The 18,529-nt window shown below is 71.1% G+C and carries 16 protein-coding genes; 12 read left to right on the top strand and 4 right to left on the bottom strand.

Annotation, left to right across the window (positions count from 1 at the left end):
* Positions 1 to 124 precede the first annotated feature (124 nt).
* A complete protein-coding gene (locus tag MXD95_RS20905) occupies positions 125 to 307 on the bottom strand; it encodes a hypothetical protein (protein WP_250642379.1) in 183 nt (60 codons plus the stop codon).
* Between the two features lie 55 nt (positions 308 to 362).
* Between MXD95_RS20905 and MXD95_RS20910 the strand changes: the two genes are divergently transcribed.
* The gene (locus MXD95_RS20910) at positions 363 to 662 is read left to right on the top strand and encodes a hypothetical protein (RefSeq protein WP_250642380.1); all 300 of its coding nucleotides are present in this window, start codon (positions 363 to 365) and stop codon (positions 660 to 662) included.
* A 391-nt stretch (positions 663 to 1,053) separates the two neighbouring features.
* Positions 1,054 to 1,512: a group III truncated hemoglobin gene (locus MXD95_RS20915; protein ID WP_250642381.1), complete on the top strand. Its 459-nt coding sequence runs from the start codon at positions 1,054 to 1,056 to the stop codon at positions 1,510 to 1,512.
* 373 nt (positions 1,513 to 1,885) lie between these two features.
* Here MXD95_RS20915 and MXD95_RS20920 read toward each other — a convergent pair whose 3' ends face one another.
* On the bottom strand, positions 1,886 to 2,668 hold the full coding sequence (locus MXD95_RS20920; protein ID WP_250642382.1) for a FadR/GntR family transcriptional regulator: 783 nt from the start codon (positions 2,666 to 2,668) through the stop codon (positions 1,886 to 1,888).
* Between the two features lie 555 nt (positions 2,669 to 3,223).
* On the opposite strand from MXD95_RS20920, the gene MXD95_RS20925 reads away from it, so the two are divergent.
* The 9 genes from MXD95_RS20925 to MXD95_RS20965 all read left to right on the top strand — a co-directional run bounded on the left by MXD95_RS20925 (position 3,224) and on the right by MXD95_RS20965 (position 14,136).
* Positions 3,224 to 4,993 carry a class I adenylate-forming enzyme family protein gene (locus MXD95_RS20925; RefSeq protein WP_250642383.1) on the top strand — a complete coding sequence of 590 codons (1,770 nt, stop codon included), beginning with the start codon at positions 3,224 to 3,226 and terminating at the stop codon, positions 4,991 to 4,993.
* 156 nt (positions 4,994 to 5,149) lie between these two features.
* Positions 5,150 to 5,911, top strand: coding sequence for an SDR family oxidoreductase (locus MXD95_RS20930; RefSeq protein WP_250642384.1), 762 nt, complete (start codon positions 5,150 to 5,152; stop codon positions 5,909 to 5,911).
* A gap of 8 nt (positions 5,912 to 5,919) precedes the next feature.
* The gene (locus MXD95_RS20935; RefSeq protein ID WP_250642385.1) at positions 5,920 to 6,669 is read left to right on the top strand and encodes an enoyl-CoA hydratase/isomerase family protein; all 750 of its coding nucleotides are present in this window, start codon (positions 5,920 to 5,922) and stop codon (positions 6,667 to 6,669) included.
* A 129-nt stretch (positions 6,670 to 6,798) separates the two neighbouring features.
* Positions 6,799 to 7,899, top strand: a complete 1,101-nt coding sequence (locus tag MXD95_RS20940) for an NAD(P)-dependent alcohol dehydrogenase (RefSeq protein WP_250642386.1) — start codon at positions 6,799 to 6,801, stop codon at positions 7,897 to 7,899.
* 219 nt (positions 7,900 to 8,118) lie between these two features.
* Positions 8,119 to 9,636: an acyl-CoA synthetase gene (locus tag MXD95_RS20945; protein ID WP_250642387.1), complete on the top strand. Its 1,518-nt coding sequence runs from the start codon at positions 8,119 to 8,121 to the stop codon at positions 9,634 to 9,636.
* Between the two features lie 194 nt (positions 9,637 to 9,830).
* Positions 9,831 to 10,652: an enoyl-CoA hydratase/isomerase family protein gene (locus MXD95_RS20950; protein ID WP_250642388.1), complete on the top strand. Its 822-nt coding sequence runs from the start codon at positions 9,831 to 9,833 to the stop codon at positions 10,650 to 10,652.
* Positions 10,653 to 10,766: 114 nt separating this feature from the next.
* Positions 10,767 to 11,678 carry an enoyl-CoA hydratase/isomerase family protein gene (locus MXD95_RS20955; RefSeq protein WP_250642389.1) on the top strand — a complete coding sequence of 304 codons (912 nt, stop codon included), beginning with the start codon at positions 10,767 to 10,769 and terminating at the stop codon, positions 11,676 to 11,678.
* Positions 11,675 to 12,376 carry a PaaI family thioesterase gene (locus tag MXD95_RS20960; RefSeq protein WP_250642390.1) on the top strand — a complete coding sequence of 234 codons (702 nt, stop codon included), beginning with the start codon at positions 11,675 to 11,677 and terminating at the stop codon, positions 12,374 to 12,376. Before MXD95_RS20955 ends, MXD95_RS20960 begins: the two co-directional genes overlap by 4 nt.
* Complete coding sequence (locus tag MXD95_RS20965; RefSeq protein ID WP_250642391.1) at positions 12,373 to 14,136, top strand: class I adenylate-forming enzyme family protein; 1,764 nt, start codon at positions 12,373 to 12,375, stop codon at positions 14,134 to 14,136. The genes MXD95_RS20960 and MXD95_RS20965 overlap by 4 nt, the downstream gene beginning before the upstream one ends.
* Positions 14,137 to 14,206: 70 nt before the next feature.
* Here MXD95_RS20965 and MXD95_RS20970 read toward each other — a convergent pair whose 3' ends face one another.
* Together MXD95_RS20970 and MXD95_RS20975 are read right to left on the bottom strand one after the other, a co-directional pair.
* Positions 14,207 to 15,322 carry a phosphotransferase gene (locus MXD95_RS20970; RefSeq protein WP_250642392.1) on the bottom strand — a complete coding sequence of 372 codons (1,116 nt, stop codon included), beginning with the start codon at positions 15,320 to 15,322 and terminating at the stop codon, positions 14,207 to 14,209.
* On the bottom strand, positions 15,319 to 16,575 hold the full coding sequence (locus MXD95_RS20975; RefSeq protein WP_250642393.1) for a cytochrome P450: 1,257 nt from the start codon (positions 16,573 to 16,575) through the stop codon (positions 15,319 to 15,321). The genes MXD95_RS20970 and MXD95_RS20975 overlap by 4 nt, the downstream gene beginning before the upstream one ends.
* Positions 16,576 to 16,958: 383 nt before the next feature.
* On the opposite strand from MXD95_RS20975, the gene MXD95_RS20980 reads away from it, so the two are divergent.
* Positions 16,959 to 18,410 carry an aldehyde dehydrogenase gene (locus MXD95_RS20980; protein ID WP_250642394.1) on the top strand — a complete coding sequence of 484 codons (1,452 nt, stop codon included), beginning with the start codon at positions 16,959 to 16,961 and terminating at the stop codon, positions 18,408 to 18,410.
* Positions 18,411 to 18,529: the final 119 nt, after the last annotated feature.

Below are 18,529 nucleotides of genomic sequence, written 5' to 3' on the forward strand. Positions count from 1 at the left end.
CTGGGGTGTCCGGCGCCCCGACCGTCGACGTCGGTGATCGGCTGGTCCGTTCTGGCGTGAAGGAACGGCGATATCCTTGAAGGCCTTGACGATGTGCCGTCCCGGTACCCCGTCCGATCGGGAATCAGTACTTGAAGTAGTAGTACTGCCAGCCGGAGCAGTTGTTGGCTCGCGCTCGGCGGTCGCGGCAGACCCGCCACCTCAGATAGGGCCAGTTGGAGTCGCTGCCACGGAGCTGCGTGAAGGTGTAGGACGAGTCATAGCCATTCTTGTTGTAAGTCGTCCGGATATTCGGGAGACTCGTCACGTCCGAGGACAGATAGACTGAGCTGCCATCCTTGGCGTTGTCTCTGAGGGTGCAGGTGAGCCAGGCCGTCCACGCCGTGAACTTCCTTGGACCCCGGGTGACCAGTGAACAGGTAGCCGAAGCACCGGTCGTCTCCGCCGACGTCGATGGAGTCCATCTCGTGGTCCACAGCTTGGATGTGGACGAATATGACGATGTGGCGGCTGTGGCGGTCCCCACCGAAACCCCCAGGAACATCGCAACGGTACACAGAAGAATGGCGACGCGTTTCATGAATCCCCCCGAGTTGGATATCGGGGGCATGCGCGCAGGCATGAAGGAAGACGGACCCCCCCGATCCTGGTTCAAACGATAGCACACGGAAGATGTTGTTCGGCCCGGAAGGCCGCTTCCGGCCGACATCAGTGCCAGGCCGATCCGGCCCATCCGGGCGTTCTGCACGGTGTAGCTCGGGCTTCCGCGCGGAGTGCCGGAGCACGTCGAGGCGCCGCCCTCGACACCGGCCTCGTGCCGTACCTTTCGTCGAGCCCAGCCCGTGCGTGGAGGATGGGGAGGAACCGGCTGGACCGTCTCCCGGAGCATCCGTGCGTGCGGCCATGCAGGTCCTGGACCGGCGGGCCGAGCTGGTGATCTCGGGTGGCCGCACCACCGCCCACCCACCGGCACGTCACCTACATCGTTCTGGAGGCCGTCAAGGTGATCCTGCTGCCGACGCTCGGCGTTCTGCTCGCCCGGGAGCTCCTCGGATGACCGCTGTCGCCGAGACGCCCGGCTCGAAGCCGCGGGACCTCGCGAGCCGCGAGGACATCGCCGCGCTCGTCACCGCGTTCTACGGTCGGGCGTTCGCCGATCCCCTGCTCGGGCCGATCTTCATCGACGTCGCGCGGCTCGATCTCGCCGCGCATCTGCCCATCATCTGCGACTTCTGGGAAAGCGTGCTGTTGCGGCTCGGCACCTACCGCCGCGACGCGCTGCACGTGCACGCCGTTCTGCACGCGCGGTCCCCGCTGACCCCCGCGCACTTCGCGCGCTGGCTCGACCTGTGGACCAGCACGGTCGACGATCTGTACCAGGGCGAACGCGCCGAACGCGCCAAGCTCCAGGCGGGCCGGATCGCCGGCTCCCTGCAGCGCCGCCTGGCCGGCGAACCGGCCAGCGAACTCGTCACCCCTGCGCGCCGCCGTCCCCTGTCTGAACCGACGTGAGGTCCCTGGGCGGGCGGGGGCGGCTCGCGACCGGTTCGCCCGGTGAATCTCACTGTCCGTGATGGCTTTTGGGGGTGGTGGCGCTGCTGGTCAGTGGGGATGTCGCTTCTACCGGGCAATGTGCCCGAGTTGTCCCTTCGTAACCCTGTAGAAGCGACACGGGGGGTTTTCCGGGGCCGGTCCGTCGTCACGCGCTGCTGCGAGAAGGGCGGTGTGGCGGGTCGGAACCTTAGCCGGCCTGTTCAGCCCGTACGGCGATCTCCGTGATCGCGCGGGGATCCCAGCTGAATCCGGTGAGGGTGACGTGCGGCCCGGGAAAACTCTATATCTTTCGTGGCGCGTCTTGGTTGGTTGGCGAGTGGCGCGGCGGCGCTCAGAAGTCGTGCTGCATCAGGTCGATGACGGTCTTGGCGCTGTGGGCGAGCATGACCCGCCCGACGATCTTCATGTGCTCGGCCCAGTGTTCCTCGGCCGCGCTGGCCTTGCCCTCCTCGATGAGCGCTGCCAGCCGGGCCTGGGAACGTAGACCACGCAGCTTGGTCGCGGTGGCATCGCCGTCCTCGTTGTCGTCCGGCCGGCTGACCGCGGCGACGGCGCGGGCCACGATCTCGTTGAGCATCTCCGCGATGATGGTCAACGTCTGGTTCCCGGCGAGCTCGACGAGCCGGCTGTGAAAGCGGGAGTTGGCCCGCCCGAACGCCTCGGGCTCGTCGATCACCTCGAGCTGTTCGGCGGAGAGCCGGCGCAGCTCCGCCGCCGCGGCGCCGTGAGAGCGGGACGTCGCCACCAGCCGCGCCGCCACCGGCTCGATCATGCTGCGAGCGGCGTAGACATCCGCCAGCGGAACGTTGCGGGCCTGCAGGACGAGGGCGGCGGTGCGGGCCGTCAGTCGCTCGTCGGGCTGGTGGGCGATCACGCCGCCGAGCACGCCACGCCGGACCGAGATGAGGCCCTCCGCCTCGAGGATGCGCAGCGCCTCCCGCAGCGACGGCCGCGAGACACCGAACCGGTCTACCAGGTCGGGCTCGCGGCCCAGCGACTCGCCGTCCGCCAGCTCACCGATCAGGATGAGCCGCCGGAGTTCGTCGGCGACCTGCTGCGGCTTCTCCCGAAGCGATGCCCGATCCCCGCTGCGGACTCGCCTTGACTCGGCCACCTGGGCTGACCTTCCTTCTCCCGGCTACATCCTTCGTCCGACTGCCTCCAGCCCATGAGCCCGTCCGCGACGGACGGCCGACTCCGCGGCGACCGTGCGGGCGGCCCGTGGGCCGGGCGCCCGCTCACGGGCGGAGGGCCGGTGGGGTGACCGTGATCGACGATGACCGTGATCGACGCTGACCCAGCCCGGCATGGAGGCGCATTCCATGCTACCGGGCGGCCTCGTCGACACATGACCGGGCAGGCAAATGTGGGCCTTCTCCCTCTAGACGATTTGTGGGTGGTCCGCGGCGGGTGCTGGCTGCCCGAGGCCGGAGAAGCTCCGTGTGGGGCGTCCCGATTCGTCTTTGCGGCTATGCCGGGGTGCTGCTCGTCCGCGCACCGTGACTCATCCGATGGCATCCATATATCTAGACCATTGCGGGGCTAGGGGCTAGCATCCTCGCGGATGGGTGTCGGGCCGGTTCGGCTCGGGGGGCGACCCGAAGCGGGCGTGGTTCCCGTATGGCGCCGCCGGGCGCTCTGGAGGAGGCGGGTTGGTGGGGAAAGATCCATGAGTGCCACGGTCGTCGACGCGGGAGACGGCCTCCCCCTGACCATCGCGGCCCTGCTCCGCGAGCGCACCGCCCGGGACGGCGCGCGGGTACTGCTCGTCCGCGACGACGAGGTGCTCACCCTGGCCGAGGCCGACCGCAGGTCGCGTGCCCTCGCCCATGGTCTGTTGGCGGTGGGCGCGGGTAAGGGGACCCATGTCGGCCTGCTGTATCCGAACGGGGCGGACTTCGTCGTCGGGTGGCTGGCCGCGGCGCGGATCGGCGCGGTGACGGTGCCGCTGAGCACCTTTTCCACCAGCGCCGAGGTGAGCGCGTTGCTGCGGGGAGCCGACGTGGCGGTGCTGCTGGCCGCGCCTTCTTACCGTAACCACGACTTTGTCGCCACCGTGCGGGCGGCGGTGCCCGAACTTGCCGCCGCCATCGACGCACCGAACATGACGGATATGACGGATATGACGGATGCGACGGGCGCCGCGGCGGATCCGATTCCGCCGCCGCTGTTCGCACCCTCCACGCCCGCCCTGCGCCATGCCTTCTTCGAAGCTCCGGCCTTCGGCGCCCCGGCGGACTCCCCGCACATCCAGGCGGCCGCACGCGGTACTGGTGACGGTGCGCGTCCGCGGGGCCGACCCGACCTGCCCTGGACGGTTTCGGCCCTGCTGGCGGCAGGCCGCACGGTCGGCGCGGACGTGCTGCGCGCGGCCGAGGACGCCGTGGCGGCGAGCGACCGGATGGCGATCGTGCACACCTCCGGCTCGACGAGCGCGCCAAAAGGTGTGATCCACAGTCACGGTGCGCTGATCCGTCACGTCGCGAACCTGAACGAGATCCGTCGTTTCACGCCCGACGAGGTGCTGTTCTCCAACTCGCCGTTCTTCTGGATCGGCGGTCTGTCCTATGCCCTGCTCGGCACGCTACTGTCCGGCGGCCGGCTGGTGTGCTCGAACGCGGCCGACGCGGCGGCCGTTCTCGACGTGCTGGAACGCGAGCGCCCGACGATGGTCAACGGCTATGCCGCGTCGGTCGCGGCGCTGCCCGCGGATCCGACGTTCGCCGGCCGGGACCTGTCATTCATCCGGCGGGGGAACCTGTACTCGATCATGCCGGACGAAGTCCGGCCGGCCGACCCGCAGCTGCGCCACCAGATGCTCGGCATGACCGAGACCGGCTCGGTCTGCCTGGTCAGCGAGGACGAAGGTGATCAGCCCGAGCGTCGGCGCGGTTCGTTCGGGCACCCGGCGCCGGGCTTCGAGACGCGGATTGTCGCCCAGGGCGACGGGCGGGTACTCGGCCCGGGCGAGGTGGGGGAGCTCTGGCTGCGGGGCCCGTTCATGATGGAGGGCTACTACGGCCGTGAGCGTCACGAGGTGTTCGACGCCGACGGCTGGTACCACTCCGGGGACCTGTTCCTCGTGGACACCGAGGGTTTCCACTACTTCCAGGGGCGGGGTGGGGACGTCATCAAGACCGGTGGCGCGAACGTCTCGCCGGCCGAGGTCGAGGCCGCGATCCGGGACGTCGCCGGCCTGACGGCGCACGTGGTGGGCGTGCCCGACGATCGCCGCGGCCAGATCGTCGCGGCGGCGGTTCGGGTACCCCCGGGCGCGAGCGTCGATGCCGACGGGCTGCGCCGCCAGCTCGCCGAGCGGCTCTCCGCCTACAAGGTTCCGCGTCGGATCGTTCTGCTCGCCGACCACGAGGTACCGGCCATGTCCAGTGGCAAGATCGACTTTGTCGGGCTGAAGGAGTTGCTGCGTGCCGCCGGCTGAGCGTCCCCAGCGGCACCGGGGGTGAGCGCGGATGGTGCGCAACCGGCCGGGGCTCGACTTCGCTTGCGGGTGGCGCGACCCGGAAGATACAAAAATCCTACTTTCCCGCAGGTGCTGGGAACCGTTCCAAACATGTTTGGCGGAGGGGAAGAACGAGTGGACCTGAAAGGGATTCGGGCGGTTGCCGTGGGTGGCGCCTCCGGCATGGCGCGAGCGACCGCCGAGCTGATCGGGGCCCGTGGCGGCAAGGTCGCCATCCTCGACCGGCCCGCGAGCGCCGGGGCCGAGGTGGCCGCCGGTCTGAACGGCAGCTTCCACGCCTGCGATGTGACCGATTTTGCCGGGTTTGAGGGTGTTCTCGAGGCGGCGGTCGCCGACCTCGGCGGGCTCGACGTGGTCGTGAACACGGCGGGCGGGGCGATGCCCGGCCGCACGCTGAGCAAGAACGGCCCCTACCCGATCGAGGAGTTCCAGAAGATCGTCGATCTCAACCTGATCGGCACGTTCAACGTGGCCCGGCTCGCCGCCTGGCACATGAGCAAGAACGAGCCGAACGGGGAGGGCGAGCGCGGCGTCATCGTCAACACCGCGTCCATCGCCGCGTTCGAGGGGCAGATCGGGCAGATCGCCTACACGGCGGCCAAGGGCGGCGTCGCGGCCATGAGCCTCACCATGGCGCGGGAGCTGGGCTCGCTGGGCATCCGGGTGAACGCGATCGCGCCGAGCCTGTTCCACACCGGCCTCACCAAGGGGATCCCGGAGGAATACGAGAAGGTGCTGACGAAGGACGCGGCCTTCCCCAAGCGCATGGGCCGACCGGAGGAGTACGCCATTCTGGCTGTCGGCATCATCGAAAATCCCATGCTGAACGGCCAGACAATTCGTCTGGACGGCGGCCAGCGTTTCGCACCGAAGTAGGCCTTGAGATGAGCATTCTTACCGATCTGAACAATGGCGTTCTGACGATCACCATCAACCGGCCCGAGGCGCGCAACGCCCTCAACGGCGCCGTCGGCCAGAGCATCATCGATGCGCTGGCGAAGGCCGAGGACGACCCCGACACCCGGGTTGTCGTCGTCACCGGAGCGGGCGAGAAGGCCTTCTCCGCCGGCCTCGACCTGAAGGCGCTGGCTGCCGGGGAGAACCTCAGGCCGGTCATGGACGCCCTGACCGCGCTGCGGACCTTCACCAAGCCGTTGCTGGCCGCGGTGAACGCCGCCTGCCTGGGCGGCGGCTTCGAGCTCATGATGTTCTGTGACCTCGTCGTGGCCGTCGAGGGGACGCCGTTCGGCCTGCCCGAGGTCAAGCGGGGCCTGCTCGCCGGTGGTGGCGGCACCCGACTGCCGCAGCGGCTACCGCTCGCGGTCGCGCTGGAGCTTGGCCTGACCGGTGAGCCCTTCCCCGCCGAGGTGGCGCTGCGCTGGGGTCTGATCAACCGAGTGGTGCCCCGCGAGGAGCTGCTGCCCGCCACGCTGGAGCTCGCCCGGCGCGTCAGCGCGGCCGGCCCGCTGGCGGTCGCGGCCACCAAGCGGCTGATGCGTTCCGAGCTCGGTGATGAGGAGGCGGCGCTGGGCCCCGTCTTCAAGGAGATGGGCAAGCTCTTGGCCAGCGAGGACGCCAAGGAAGCCACCGCGGCGTTCGCGCAGAAGCGTGCGCCGCAGTGGAAGGGCCGCTGAGCGGGCGACCTGGACGCACCAGGCGGCGATGCCGGACCGAGTCGTGCGGGGCGAACCTGACGCACGAGTTCCCACCAGGTCGGACAATGAGGCCGGAGAACGCAGGCCGGAGAACGGGAGAGGTGTCCGATGAAGGCGACCGCGGCGGTCCTGCGGAAGGCGGATGGTCCGTACGAGCTGGAGGAGATCGAGCTCGATCCGCCGGGGCCGGGTGAGGTACTGGTCCGCGTCGTCGGCGTCGGCATGTGCCACACCGACGTCGTGCCGCGCGGCGAGCTCTCGCCGGTGCCCCCGCCGGTGATCACCGGGCACGAGGGGTCCGGAGTGGTCGAGGCGGTCGGCGAGGGCGTGACGCGGGTGTCGGTGGGGGACCACGTGGTGCTCTCGTTCGACTCGTGTGGCGAGTGCGCGAGCTGCCGGCGCGGCGTGCCCTCGTACTGCGACCTGTTTCTGTTCCGCAACATGTTCGGCCGGCGTCTCGACGGCACGACCGGTGCCCACGGCCACGACGGAGGTGAGATCGCCTCGCGCTGGTTCGGCCAGTCCTCGTTCGCGACCCACTGTCTGGCCGCCGAGCGTGGCGTGGTCGTGGTCGACCGGGACCTGCCGCTGGAGAAGCTCGGACCGCTTGGCTGCGGGATTCTCACCGGCGCCGGATCCGTGCTCGTCCAGCTGAATGTCCGGGCCGGGGCGAGTTTCGTGCTGTTCGGCGCCGGCGCGGTGGGGCTTGCGGCGCTGATGGCGGCGAAGGTGGTCGGCGCGGGTCCGATCATCGCGGTGGACCTGCACCAGCACCGCCTGGACCTGGCCACCGAACTCGGGGCGACCCACACCCTCGACGGTCGCGGCGAGGACCTGGTCACCCAGATCCAGGGCCTGACGGGCGGCGGAGCCGACTACACGTTCGACACCACCGGCAACCCGGCGGTGATCGGTAACGCGGTCGGTGCCCTACGGGCGGGCGGACACTGCGGGATGGTGGGCATCCAGACCGGGCCGGTGACCTTCGACGCCTTCGGCCTGCTCGGCAAGCAGCTGTCGAACATCCTGGAGGGCGGGGCCGACCCCCAGGTGGTGATCCCGCGGCTGATCGAGCTGTGGCGGGCCGGCCAGTTCCCGTTCGACCGGCTGATCGAGACGTTCCCCCTGGAGGCGATCAACGCCGCGGAGGAGTCCTCGCTGTCCGGCAAGGTCATCAAGCCCGTGCTTCTCCCGCCGGCCTCCGCCTGACGGAGTCCGTCCGGCGGGCCCCGCCTGGCCCGAACACGGTCCGGCGGGGCCCGCCGGACCGCATACCGAAACCATGTCTCCGTGCTGGCACCGTGCCAGCCACGTCGGCACCAAGGCAGAGGCCACCAGGGCCCACCAGGGCAGAGGCACCAAAAGGCAGAGGCCACCAGGGCAGAGGCCACAAGGCGGCGGCCACAACGGCGCGCAAGGGAGTCTGGCATGGATATCGAGCACCCGAAGCGGTTCGCGGCGTCCGCGCCCGACCGGCCTGCCGTGATCCTCGGCGATCAGGTCCTCACCTACGGGGAGCTGGAGGCGCGCTCCAACCAGCTGGCCCACGTGCTGCGCTCACTCGGCCTCGGCGTCGGCGACCACCTGGCCGTGCTGATGGAGAACCGGATCGAGTACTTCGTCGTGGTGTGGGCGGGACTGCGCTCCGGGTTGTACGTCACGCCGATCAACTGGCATCTGTCCACCGCCGAGGCCGGTTACATCGTCTCGGACTGCGGCGCCTCGGTGCTGGTGGCGTCCGCCGCTCGCGCCGACGTCGTCGCCGGGATCGAGGCGCCGGCGCTGAAGGTGCGGCTCGCCGCCGGCGGGTCGATCGAGGGGTTCGACTCCTTCGAGGAGCTGCTTGCCGCCCAGCCCACGTCGCCCATCGACGACGAGTGCGAGGGCATGTGGATGTTCTACTCGTCGGGCACCACCGGCCGGCCCAAGGGCATCACGCCCGCCAGGGTCGGCGGGCCGCTGGGCGGGCCCACCAGCTTCACCAGCCTGCTCAGGTTCGTCTACGGTGCTGACGAGTCCACCGTCTATCTGAGCCCTGCGCCGCTCTACCACGCCGCCCCGCTGGGGTGGGCGGCGACGATCCACCGGCTCGGCGGCACGGTCGTCGTCACCGAGCGGTTCGACGCGGCCGAGTTTCTCGCGCTCATGGAACGCCATCGGGTGACGCTCTGTCAGGTGGTCCCGACGCACCTCATCCGGCTGCTGAAGCTGCCCGAGGAGGTCCGGACCCGCTACGACCTCTCCAGCCTGCGTACCATCGTGCATGCGGCGGCCCCGTGCCCGCCGGAGGTGAAGCGGGCCATCCTGGACTGGCTCGGGCCGATCGTCTACGAGTACTACTCCGGCAGCGAGGGTGTCGGGTTCTGCGCGATCGGACCGGAGGAATGGCTCGCGCACCCGGGATCGGTCGGCAGGTCACTGTTGGGAACGGTGCACATTGTCGGTGACGATGGGAAGGAAGCGCCGCCGCGTACCGAGGGCAGGGTCTTCTTCGAGTCGGATCGGAAGTTCGAGTACCACGGTGATGCCACCAAGACGGCGGAGGCGTTCAACGCCGAGGGCTGGGCGACCTTCGGCGAGATCGGCTGGGTCGACGAAGAGGGCTATCTCTATCTCACCGACCGCGCGTCGAACATGATTATCTCGGGCGGAGTGAACATCTATCCCCGCGAGATCGAGGATGTCCTGATCCTGCATCCCGCCGTCACCGACGTGGTGGTCATCGGCGTGCCGGACGCGGAGTTCGGGGAGTCGGTGCGCGCCATCGTCGAGCCGGTGACGCCGCCGGAGGACCCGGCGGCGCTGGAGGCGGAGCTGATCGCGTTCACCCGGGAGCGGATCGCCCACTACAAGAGTCCTCGTTCGGTGGTCTTCCTGGCCGAGCTGCCCAGGCTGCTGACCGGCAAGGTGGCACGTCGCCTGCTGCCGGCGGAAGCGACCCGGTAGTGGCCTGTGCCGCGAGCTGATCGCGGCGGCGCTGGCCGCGCAGCCCGCGGCGCCCGGTCAGGCAGCCGGAGCATCGCCGGTCCTGGTCGCCGGGATGCTCGCTCCGCCATCCCCCGGCATGTTATACATCTAGATGTTTAGGGGTGGCGCGCCGGCCGGGCGCTGGCCGGGACGATCGAGGTGCTGGAGGACTGGTGACCGCCACCGAGGACGCGGATGTTCGGGACGCGGGCATCGTCGTCGATCGGGACGGCTCGGTGCTGCGGATCGGTCTGGACCGGCCGCGGCGGCGCAACGCGCTCGACCAGGACACCGTCCGCCGGATCGTGACCGTGCTGGAGGAGGCGGCGACCGACGACGGGCTGCGGGCCGTCCTGCTGTTCAGCCGCAACGAGAACTTCTGCTCGGGCGCCGACTGGGTGGGGTCGAACACGGCCGGTGGGCCTCGCCCGCGGCCCGGCAGCGTGCAGCGTCGCACCGCGCTGCAGGCCCACCGGCTCATCCAGCTGATCACGGAGATCCAGCTGCCCGTGGTCTGCGCGGTCCGTGGCCATGCGGTGGGGCTTGGCTGCCAGCTGGCGCTGGCGGCGGACTTCACCGTGGCGGCGGCGACCAGCAGTTTCTGGGAACCGTTCCTGACCAGGGGTTTCAGTCCCGACAGCGGGGCGACCTGGCTGCTGCCCCGCCTGGTCGGGCTCGCCCGGGCCCGCGAGCTGCTGTTGCTGGGCCGCAAGCTGTCCGGCGCCGAGGCCGCGCAGTGGGGGCTCGTGCACCGGGCCGTGCCCGACGCCGAGCTGGACCAGGCCGCGGCGGCGCTGGCCCAGGAGCTCGCGCGGGCCCCGACGGTCGCGGTTGGGCTGACCAAGCGCCTGCTCAACCGGGGGCTCGAGCTGGGCCTCGCGGAGGCGTTGCAGGATGAGGCGTTCGCGCTGGAACTGGCCTCCCGCACGGCCGACTTCAAGGAGGGGCTCGTGGCGTTCCGCGAGCGACGGTCCCCCGACTTCGGTGGACGGTAGCGCCCGACCGGACCGGGACGTGAACGTGGCACATTCTGGCCGCGGGGCTCGCGGTATCAGCCGGTGGAGACGGAGTGAGACCACCCCGCTCCTGGAGTGGGGAGGCATCTGTCGGTGAACCAGGAAAACCCGACCGCGAGGAAGGGAATTCTCGGCCGTCAGGCCGGGGAGGATGTCACGCCGGGCTACTCGACCATCGACTATGCGACGGGCTCCGACCGGGTCGCCACGATCACCCTGAACCGGCCGGAGGCGCTGAACTCCTTCGACCGGCAGATGTGTGAGGAGATCCGGGACGCCTGGCAGCGGATCAAGCGCGATCCGGAGGTGAACGCGGTGGTGCTGCGCGCCGCGGGCGACCGGGCGTTCTGCGCCGGGCTGGACGTGAAGAAGGCGTTCGGCCAGCCGGACGACATCTGGAACCACGAGGATCCCGGCGAGCTGCTCAGCCCCAAGTGGCAGAAATGCTGGAAGCCGGTGGTGGTCGCCGTGCAGGGCATCTGCACCGCGGGCGCCTTCTACTTCCTGAACGAGGCGGACGTGGTGATCTGCTCGCCGGAGGCCACCTTCTTCGACTCCCATGTGACCTTCGGCCGGGTGCTCGCGGTGGAGCCGATCGGGCTGATGCGCCGGATCGGGCTGGCCGAGACGCTGCGCATCGCGCTGTCGGGCAACGACGAACGAGTGTCGGCGCAGACCGCGCTGCGGATCAGTCTGGTGACCGAGATCGTCGAGCGGGACCGGCTGTGGGAGCGGGCGCACGAGATCGCGGCGGGAATCGCGCGCAAGCCCTCGGTGGCGACGCAGGGCACGGTGCGGGCGATCTGGGAGTCGTTGGACCGGCCGTACCGGGCGGCGATGGAACAGGCACTGATCTACACCAGGCTGGGTAACGCGGCCGGGATGGCCGAGGCGGAGAAGGCGAAGGAGGCGGAGACGTCGAAGGCGAAGGCCGACGAGTCGTCCGCATCGGGTACCGCACCGGCGCCCGCGCGCCCGGGCGGGCCCGCGTGGAGGCTGCGGTGACCGACACGGCGCCGGTGATTCCCTGGACCTTCGGGGTCGGGCCGCTGGCCCAGACCGTCGAGGTCGCGGACCGGCTGCGCCGGGTCACCGGGCTGGTGCTCTCCGCCGAACGCCCCGACCCGGCGATCGACGCGCTGATCCGGGCGCTCGACGAGGCCGAGCGGGCGCTGGCCGGGCAGGTCCGCGCGAGCGCGGTACCCCGGGTCGGTGCGTCGGTGGACTCCGATAACCGGGTGTATATCGATCATTCCCGTGATGTCGGCTCGTTCCATCCCTTTTTCCCCGAGTACGACCTCGTCGTCGAGGGCGACCGGGCGACCGGCACGGTGAACTTCCCCATCGCGTTCGAGGGGCCTCCTGGCCTGGTGCACGGGGGATATCTGGCGCTTTTCTTCGATACGGCGATCCAGCAGCACAACTGCGATCTCGGCCTGGCGGGAAAGACGACGAAGCTGGCGCTGCGGTACCGGCGGCCCACGCCGCTGGGCACCGATCTGCGCTTCGAGCTGACCCGGTCCGTGGACGAGACGCGGATCCACTCGACCGGAACGCTGCGGGCCGGTGAGACGGTGGTGTGCGAGGCGGAGATGAATGCGGTCAAGGGTGACCGGTCGCGGCTACCGGCGGTGTCGCCACGGAGGGCATCGCCAGGGGCGACCTCACCCGGGAGGACGTCACAAAGGGGAGCCCAGGAATGACCACACCGGGCGACGAATCCGACGAGACGCCGCGTGACGAGGTGCCGCTGACCATCCCGGCGCTGCTGGCCGTCCGCCGGCGCCTCGACGGCGAGGTCCACGCGCTGGTCAGCGACGAGGAGCGGATCACCTACGCCGAGCTGGACGACGCCAGCCGGATGGTGGCCGCGTACCTGGTCGCCGTCGGCGTCGGCAAGGGCACCCGGGTGGGACTGGTGCTGCCCAACGGCATCGAGTGGGCGACGATCGCGCTGGGGGTGATGCGCCTGGGCGCGGTCCTGGTTCCGCTCAGCACGTTGCTGCGCCCGCCGGAGCTGCTCGCCCAGCTGCGGACCGCCGACGTCACGGACCTCGTCGTGGTGCCGCGACTGCGCGGGCGGGACTATCTCGAGGAGCTGGACTCGGCCGCGCCGGGTCTCGTGGAGGCGACGCGGGCCGGCCGGCGGCACGCCGCGGCGCCGTCGCTGCGGCGGATCTGGCGCTCGGACGAACTGCCCCTGGGCGTGACCTCCGCCGCGGCGTCCACCAGCGGGGTGCCGTCCGCGGGCGTGCCGTCGGCGGACGTGCCGTCGGCGGGCGTGCCGGCCGAGATCGTCGAGGCGCTCGCGGCGGCGGTGCGGCCCGCCGACGACCTGGTGGTGCTGTTCACCTCGGGTAGCCGCGGCCGGCCGAAGGGGGTGCTGCACACCCACGGCGGTGGACTGCGCGCGGTGGCCGCGAGCCTCGGAAGCCGGCGGATCGGCCGCGGCGAGCGGATGTACATCCCGATGCCGTTCTTCTGGACCGGCGGGTTCGGCGGCGGCCTGCTCTCCGCCCTGGTCGCCGGCGCCACCCTGCTGTCCGAGGCTGTCCCGGAACCGACCAGCACCCTGCGGTTCCTCGAGCGGGAGCGGGTGACCCTGTTCCGGGGGTGGCCGGATCAGGCCGCCCGGCTCGCGGCCCATCCGGCGTTCGCGAGTACGGATCTGTCGGCGCTGCGGCCGGCGAGCCTCGGCCCGGTCCTGCCGTCGCACCAGCGGCCGGCCCCGGGGGCGCGGGCGAACCTGTTCGGGATGACCGAGACCTTCGGCCCGTACTGCGGGTCACGCCTCGACATCGACCTGCCGCCGGACAAGCGGGGCAGCTGTGGCCAGCCGTTCCGCGGCGTCGAGGTACGCATCGTCGACCCGGTCTCCGGCGCGCCGGTCCCGGCCGGTGACGAGGGCGAGATCCGGTTGCGGGGACCCAACGTGATGCGCGGCATGGTCGGTCGCGAACGCGCCGAGGTGTTCGACGCCGACGGCTGGTACCCGACGGGCGACCGGGGCATCCTCGATGCCGACGGCTACCTCTGGTACAAGGGCCGCCTTGACGACATGTTCAAGGTCTCCGGCGCCACCGTCTACCCGCTGGAGGTCGAGTCGGCGCTGCGGGCGCTGCCGGGAGTCGCCGACGTCTACGTCACCGATGTCACCGGCCCCGCCGCCCCGACCGCGTCCCGCGACTCGCCCGCCTCGGCCGGCCCGGACGGCACCGCCTCCGACGAGGGCGTCCGCCAGGTCGCGGCGGTCGTCGTCGGAAGCTCCCTGCCCGACCCGCGGGCCCTGGCCGACCTGGCCCGGGCCCGGCTGAGCAGTTTCAAGGTCCCGAGCCGCTGGCTGCTCCTGAGCGACCCGCACCGCGTGCCGCGGCTGGCCAGCGGCAAGGTGGATGTGGGCGCGCTGCGCGGACTGCTGCTCGACGAGGGCGTCGTGATCTCCCGTGAGGCGCGGTCGGCGTAAGGCGCCCGCCCGCTCGGCGGGGCGCGCGGTGGACCACGCGGTGGACCACGCGGCGGTCAGGTCGGCGCGGTCAGGCGGCCAGCAACTCGAGGGTTCCGAGCTCCCGGATCGCCGCGCAGGAGTTGGCCGCCATGGACAGGAACATGCGATCGGCGCTCTCCGTTCGCTCGTGCGTCGCGTAGAGCGCGCCGAGCACGGTGAGCAGCGGGCCCTGCAGCATGCCCAGCCGGTAGTCGTGGAAGCAGTCCTCCAGCGGGTATCCGGTGACCCCGAGCTCCGTCAGCCGCTGGTGGTAGGCGCGGATCAGGTCCCGCTCGTGGGCCCGGCGCCGCGCCGGCGCGAGCGCGGTCGACAGGAAGTACGCGAGGTCGCGGCCGGGGAAGCCGATCTCCAGCGACTGCCAGTCGACCGCGATCACCGCGGACGAGCCCTCGAACAGCAGGTTGTCGAGCCGGTAGTCGCCGTGGATGAGCGAGTGGCGCCCGCTGACGTGCCGGCCCCACCGGTCGCTGACCTCGGCGACGCGCCGCAGCGTGTCGGCGTCCTCGGCCGGGAGCCGTCCCGCGTAGCGCTCGACGAACGGGGCGGTGGACGCGGCGAGGACCTCGGCCATGAAGCCGAGCCCGACCTCGTCCGTGCGGCGTAACCAGTCGACGCCGTCGCCCAGGTCCGCCAGGCCCCAGAACGGGGCGTGCAGCGCGGCGAGATTGCGGACGGCGGTGTCGGCCTGGGCCGGAGCGCACCCGTCGACCTGGCGGCCAGCCCGCGCCGGGTGCGCGTCGGCGAGGACGAGGGTGAAGGCGCGGGCGTCGGCGCTGATGGCGGCGCCCCAGCAGCGGGGCACATTGATCGTCGTGCTGGCGGCGAACCGGGTGTAGAAGCCGATCTCACTGCGGTACCCGGCTGCGATCTGGGCCCTGGCCTGGTCGGACCCGGCGGGCAGCTTGAGGACCAGGGTGGCGGGCGCGCGGGCGGCGTCGGCCCCGTCGAGGTCGAGGTGGATGCGGTAGTTGGCGCTGAGCTGCCCGGTGCCGATCGGTTCGGACCGTACCGCGGTGACCTCGATGTCCAGGTCAGCTCGGCGCAGGACCGTGGTGACCCACCGCGGGCTCGCCTCGGCCGGGTCGTCGATGATCAGATCCGCGTCGTCCGGGAGCGCGCCGCCCGGCCGCCCGTCCCCGCTCACCCGCTCACCTGGTCACCTGTCAGCGCGGTCATACTTTCCCCCAGCTCGTAGCGGATCGGGAGCCGCTTGGGTCCACCGACGAACAGGGTGTCGGTGTACTCGGGGGTGCCGTCCAGCTCGATCGAGCGCAGCCGCGGGATCAGCTCGGAGTACAGCGCCCGGCCCTCGAGCCGGGCCAGGTGGGTGCCCAGGCAGTAGTGGGCGCCGAAACCGAAGCCGACGTGCTTGTTCGGGGTCCGTCCGACGTCGAACGTGTCCGCCTGGTCGAAGACCTCCTCGTCCCGGTTCGCCGACGGGTAGGAGAGCAGGACCGCCTGCCCCTCCTTGATGTCGACGCCGTGCACGGAGGTGTCGCGGTTGGCGGTCCGCATGAAGTGCTTGACCGGGGAGACCCAGCGGACCATCTCCTCCACGGCGGTGCCCACCAGGGAGGGGTCGTCGGTCAGCCGGCGCAGCTGGTCGGGGTTCCGCAGGAGAGCGTGCAGGCCGCCGGAGATCGCCGCGCTGGTCGTGTCGTGGCCGGCGGTGGCGATGAGCACGTAGTACCCGACCGCCTCCATCTCGCCGATCTCACCGGTCTCCAGGGTCGCGTTGGCGATCACCGAGGCGAGGTCGTCGGTGGGGTTCTTCCGGCGGTCGGCGATGATGCCCTGGAAGTACTGGAAGAAGTCCAGCAGGGCGGCGAGCGCCGCGTCGTCGTCCGCGGCGCGGGCGAAGTCCGGGTCCTCGGCGCCGAACAGCTCCTGGGTGAGCTTCAGCATCCGGGGGAAGTCGTCCTCGGGCAGCCCGAGCAGGGACAGGATGACGTAGAGCGGGTAGTGCGAGGCGACGTCGGTGAAGAAGTCGCACGAGCCGCCGAGCTCGGCCATGTGGTCGACGTAGCGCTTGGCGAGCTCCGCCACGCGATCGGACAGACGCCGCACGCCGGCCGGGGTGAACCACGGCGCGCTGATGTGCCGGTAGACCGGGTGGTCCGGCGCGTCCATCTGCACCAGGGTGCGCACGGGCGGTGCGTCGGCGGCCGGATCCTGGTTCACCGCGGTGCGGGGGGCGTTACGCCAGATCTCCGAGTTGCGGGAGATCGCCATGACGTCCTCGTGCCGGGTGATCGCCCAGAACGGCGCCAGGTTCGACGACTCGACCCAGTGCACCGGTGACTCGCGGCGCAGCAACGCGGTCGCGGCCTGGAAACGCGCGTCGTCCGCGTAGGAACGCGGGTCGACGAAGACACTCGCCGCTTCGTCAGGATTCATGCCCAGTCCCTCTCGAGTTCGACGGCGCGGGCCGACGGCCGTCGCTCGGCGCGCCAGTGCGCTGGATGGGAACCCATGGATCTGGCCCGGCGGGCGTCGACGCCGCGCTGCGGGCCTGGGTGCCGACTGCTCTGGACGATAATATATAGAGGTTTATGGGGGTGCAATCGAGCCATGTACGAACGCCGCACCGTCGGCGAAGGCCGCCTCTCGGGGTGAACGCCGCTGCTCGGGCGAACACTGCTTCGCGGCGCGGGGCCGGCCATGATGGGCGTGGTGGATGCCCTCCACCCATGTTCCCGCTCGGCCGTGTGACTGGCCGAGCTGCCGCGTCTGCCGGCCGGCAGGGTCTCGCGGCGCCAGCTCCCCAAGGAGGCAACGCCGTGACCACGGTGATTGAACGTGACCGGCTGTTGATCGGCGGCCAGTGGGCGCAGCCCGCCTCGGACCGTCGGATCGAGGTGCGCTCACCCCACGACCAGCGCCTGGTGGCGACCGTCCCCGAGGCCAGCCAGGCCGACGTGGACGCGGCCGTCGAGGCGGCCCGCGCGGCCTTCGCCAGTGCCGACTGGGCGCGGACCACCGGCAAGGAGCGGGCCGAGATCATCCGCAGGGTCGCGGCCGGGCTGCAGGCTCGCGGCGAGGAGCTCGCCGGGCTCATCACGGACGAGATGGGCTCGCCCGCCAAGTTCTCGATCTTCGGCCAGAGCTATGGCTCCGGCATGGTCCTTGAGGGCCTCGCCGACGTCGCCGAGAACTTCGCCTTCGAGCAGGAGCGGGCCGGCCTGGTCGGACCCTGCCTGATCCAGAAGGTCCCGGTCGGGGTCGCGGCCGGGATCGTGCCGTGGAACGTGCCGGTCTTCCTCGCCTGCATGAAGCTGGGCGCGGCGCTGGCGGCGGGCGCGCCGATCATCCTCAAGCCTCCGACGGAGGCGCCGCTGAGCTCGTTCCTGCTCGCCGAGGTGCTCGCCGACGCGGGCCTCCCACCGGGCGTGGTGAGCATCCTGCCCGGCGGGGCCGACCTCGGCCGCTACCTGGTCGCCCACCCGGGCATCGACAAGGTCTCGTTCACCGGCAGCACCGCGGCGGGCCGCACGGTCGGCGCCACCTGTGCCGAGCAGATGAAGCGCTTCACCCTTGAGCTCGGCGGCAAGTCGGCCGCGGTGATTCTCGACGACGCGGACCTGGCGACCATCGTCCCGCAGGTGCTGGACTCCGGGCTGCAGAACAACGGCCAGATCTGCGCCGCCCAGAGCCGCATCCTGGCGCCGGCCGCGCGCTACGACGAGATCGTCGACGCGTTGGCCGAGCATGTGCGCGGCCTGGCCGTGGGCGACCCGCGGGACCCGAACACCGACATCGGCCCGCTCATCTCGGGCCGCCAGCGGGACCGGGTGGAGGCCTACCTGGCCGAGGGTAAGAACAGCGCCGCCCGCCTGGTGGTCGGCGGTGGCCGTCCCGCGGGCCTGGACGCCGGGTTCTACGTCGAGCCGACCGTGTTCGCGGACGTCGAGAACGCCGACCGGATCGCCCGGGAGGAGATCTTCGGCCCGGTCGTCACGGTGATCAAGTACCGGGATGAGGACGAGGCGGTGGCGATCGCCAACGACTCCGACTACGGCCTGTCCGGCTCGGTGTGGACCACGGACAACGCCCGTGGCATCGCGGTCGCCAGCCGGATCCGCACCGGGGTCTGCGCCGTCAACTCGCCGGTCATCGTCGAGCCGCGCAGCCCGTTCGGCGGGTTCCGGCAGTCCGGCGTGGGCCGGGAGATGGGTCCCGAGGGCGTCGAGGCGTACCTGGAGACCCGCACGGTCGTCCTGCCGCTCGGGTAAGGTCCCGCCGCTCGGGGAAGACAGTCTCGGGCAACAGGAGACGGGGGGGGGGGGGGGGGGGGGGGGGGGGGGGGGGGGGGGGGGGGCGCGGGGGGGGGGGGGGGGGGGGGGGGGGGGGG

It is taken from the genome of Frankia sp. AiPa1 (assembly GCF_023243075.1).
In the GTDB taxonomy this organism is placed as follows: Bacteria; Actinomycetota; Actinomycetes; order Frankiales; family Frankiaceae; genus Frankia.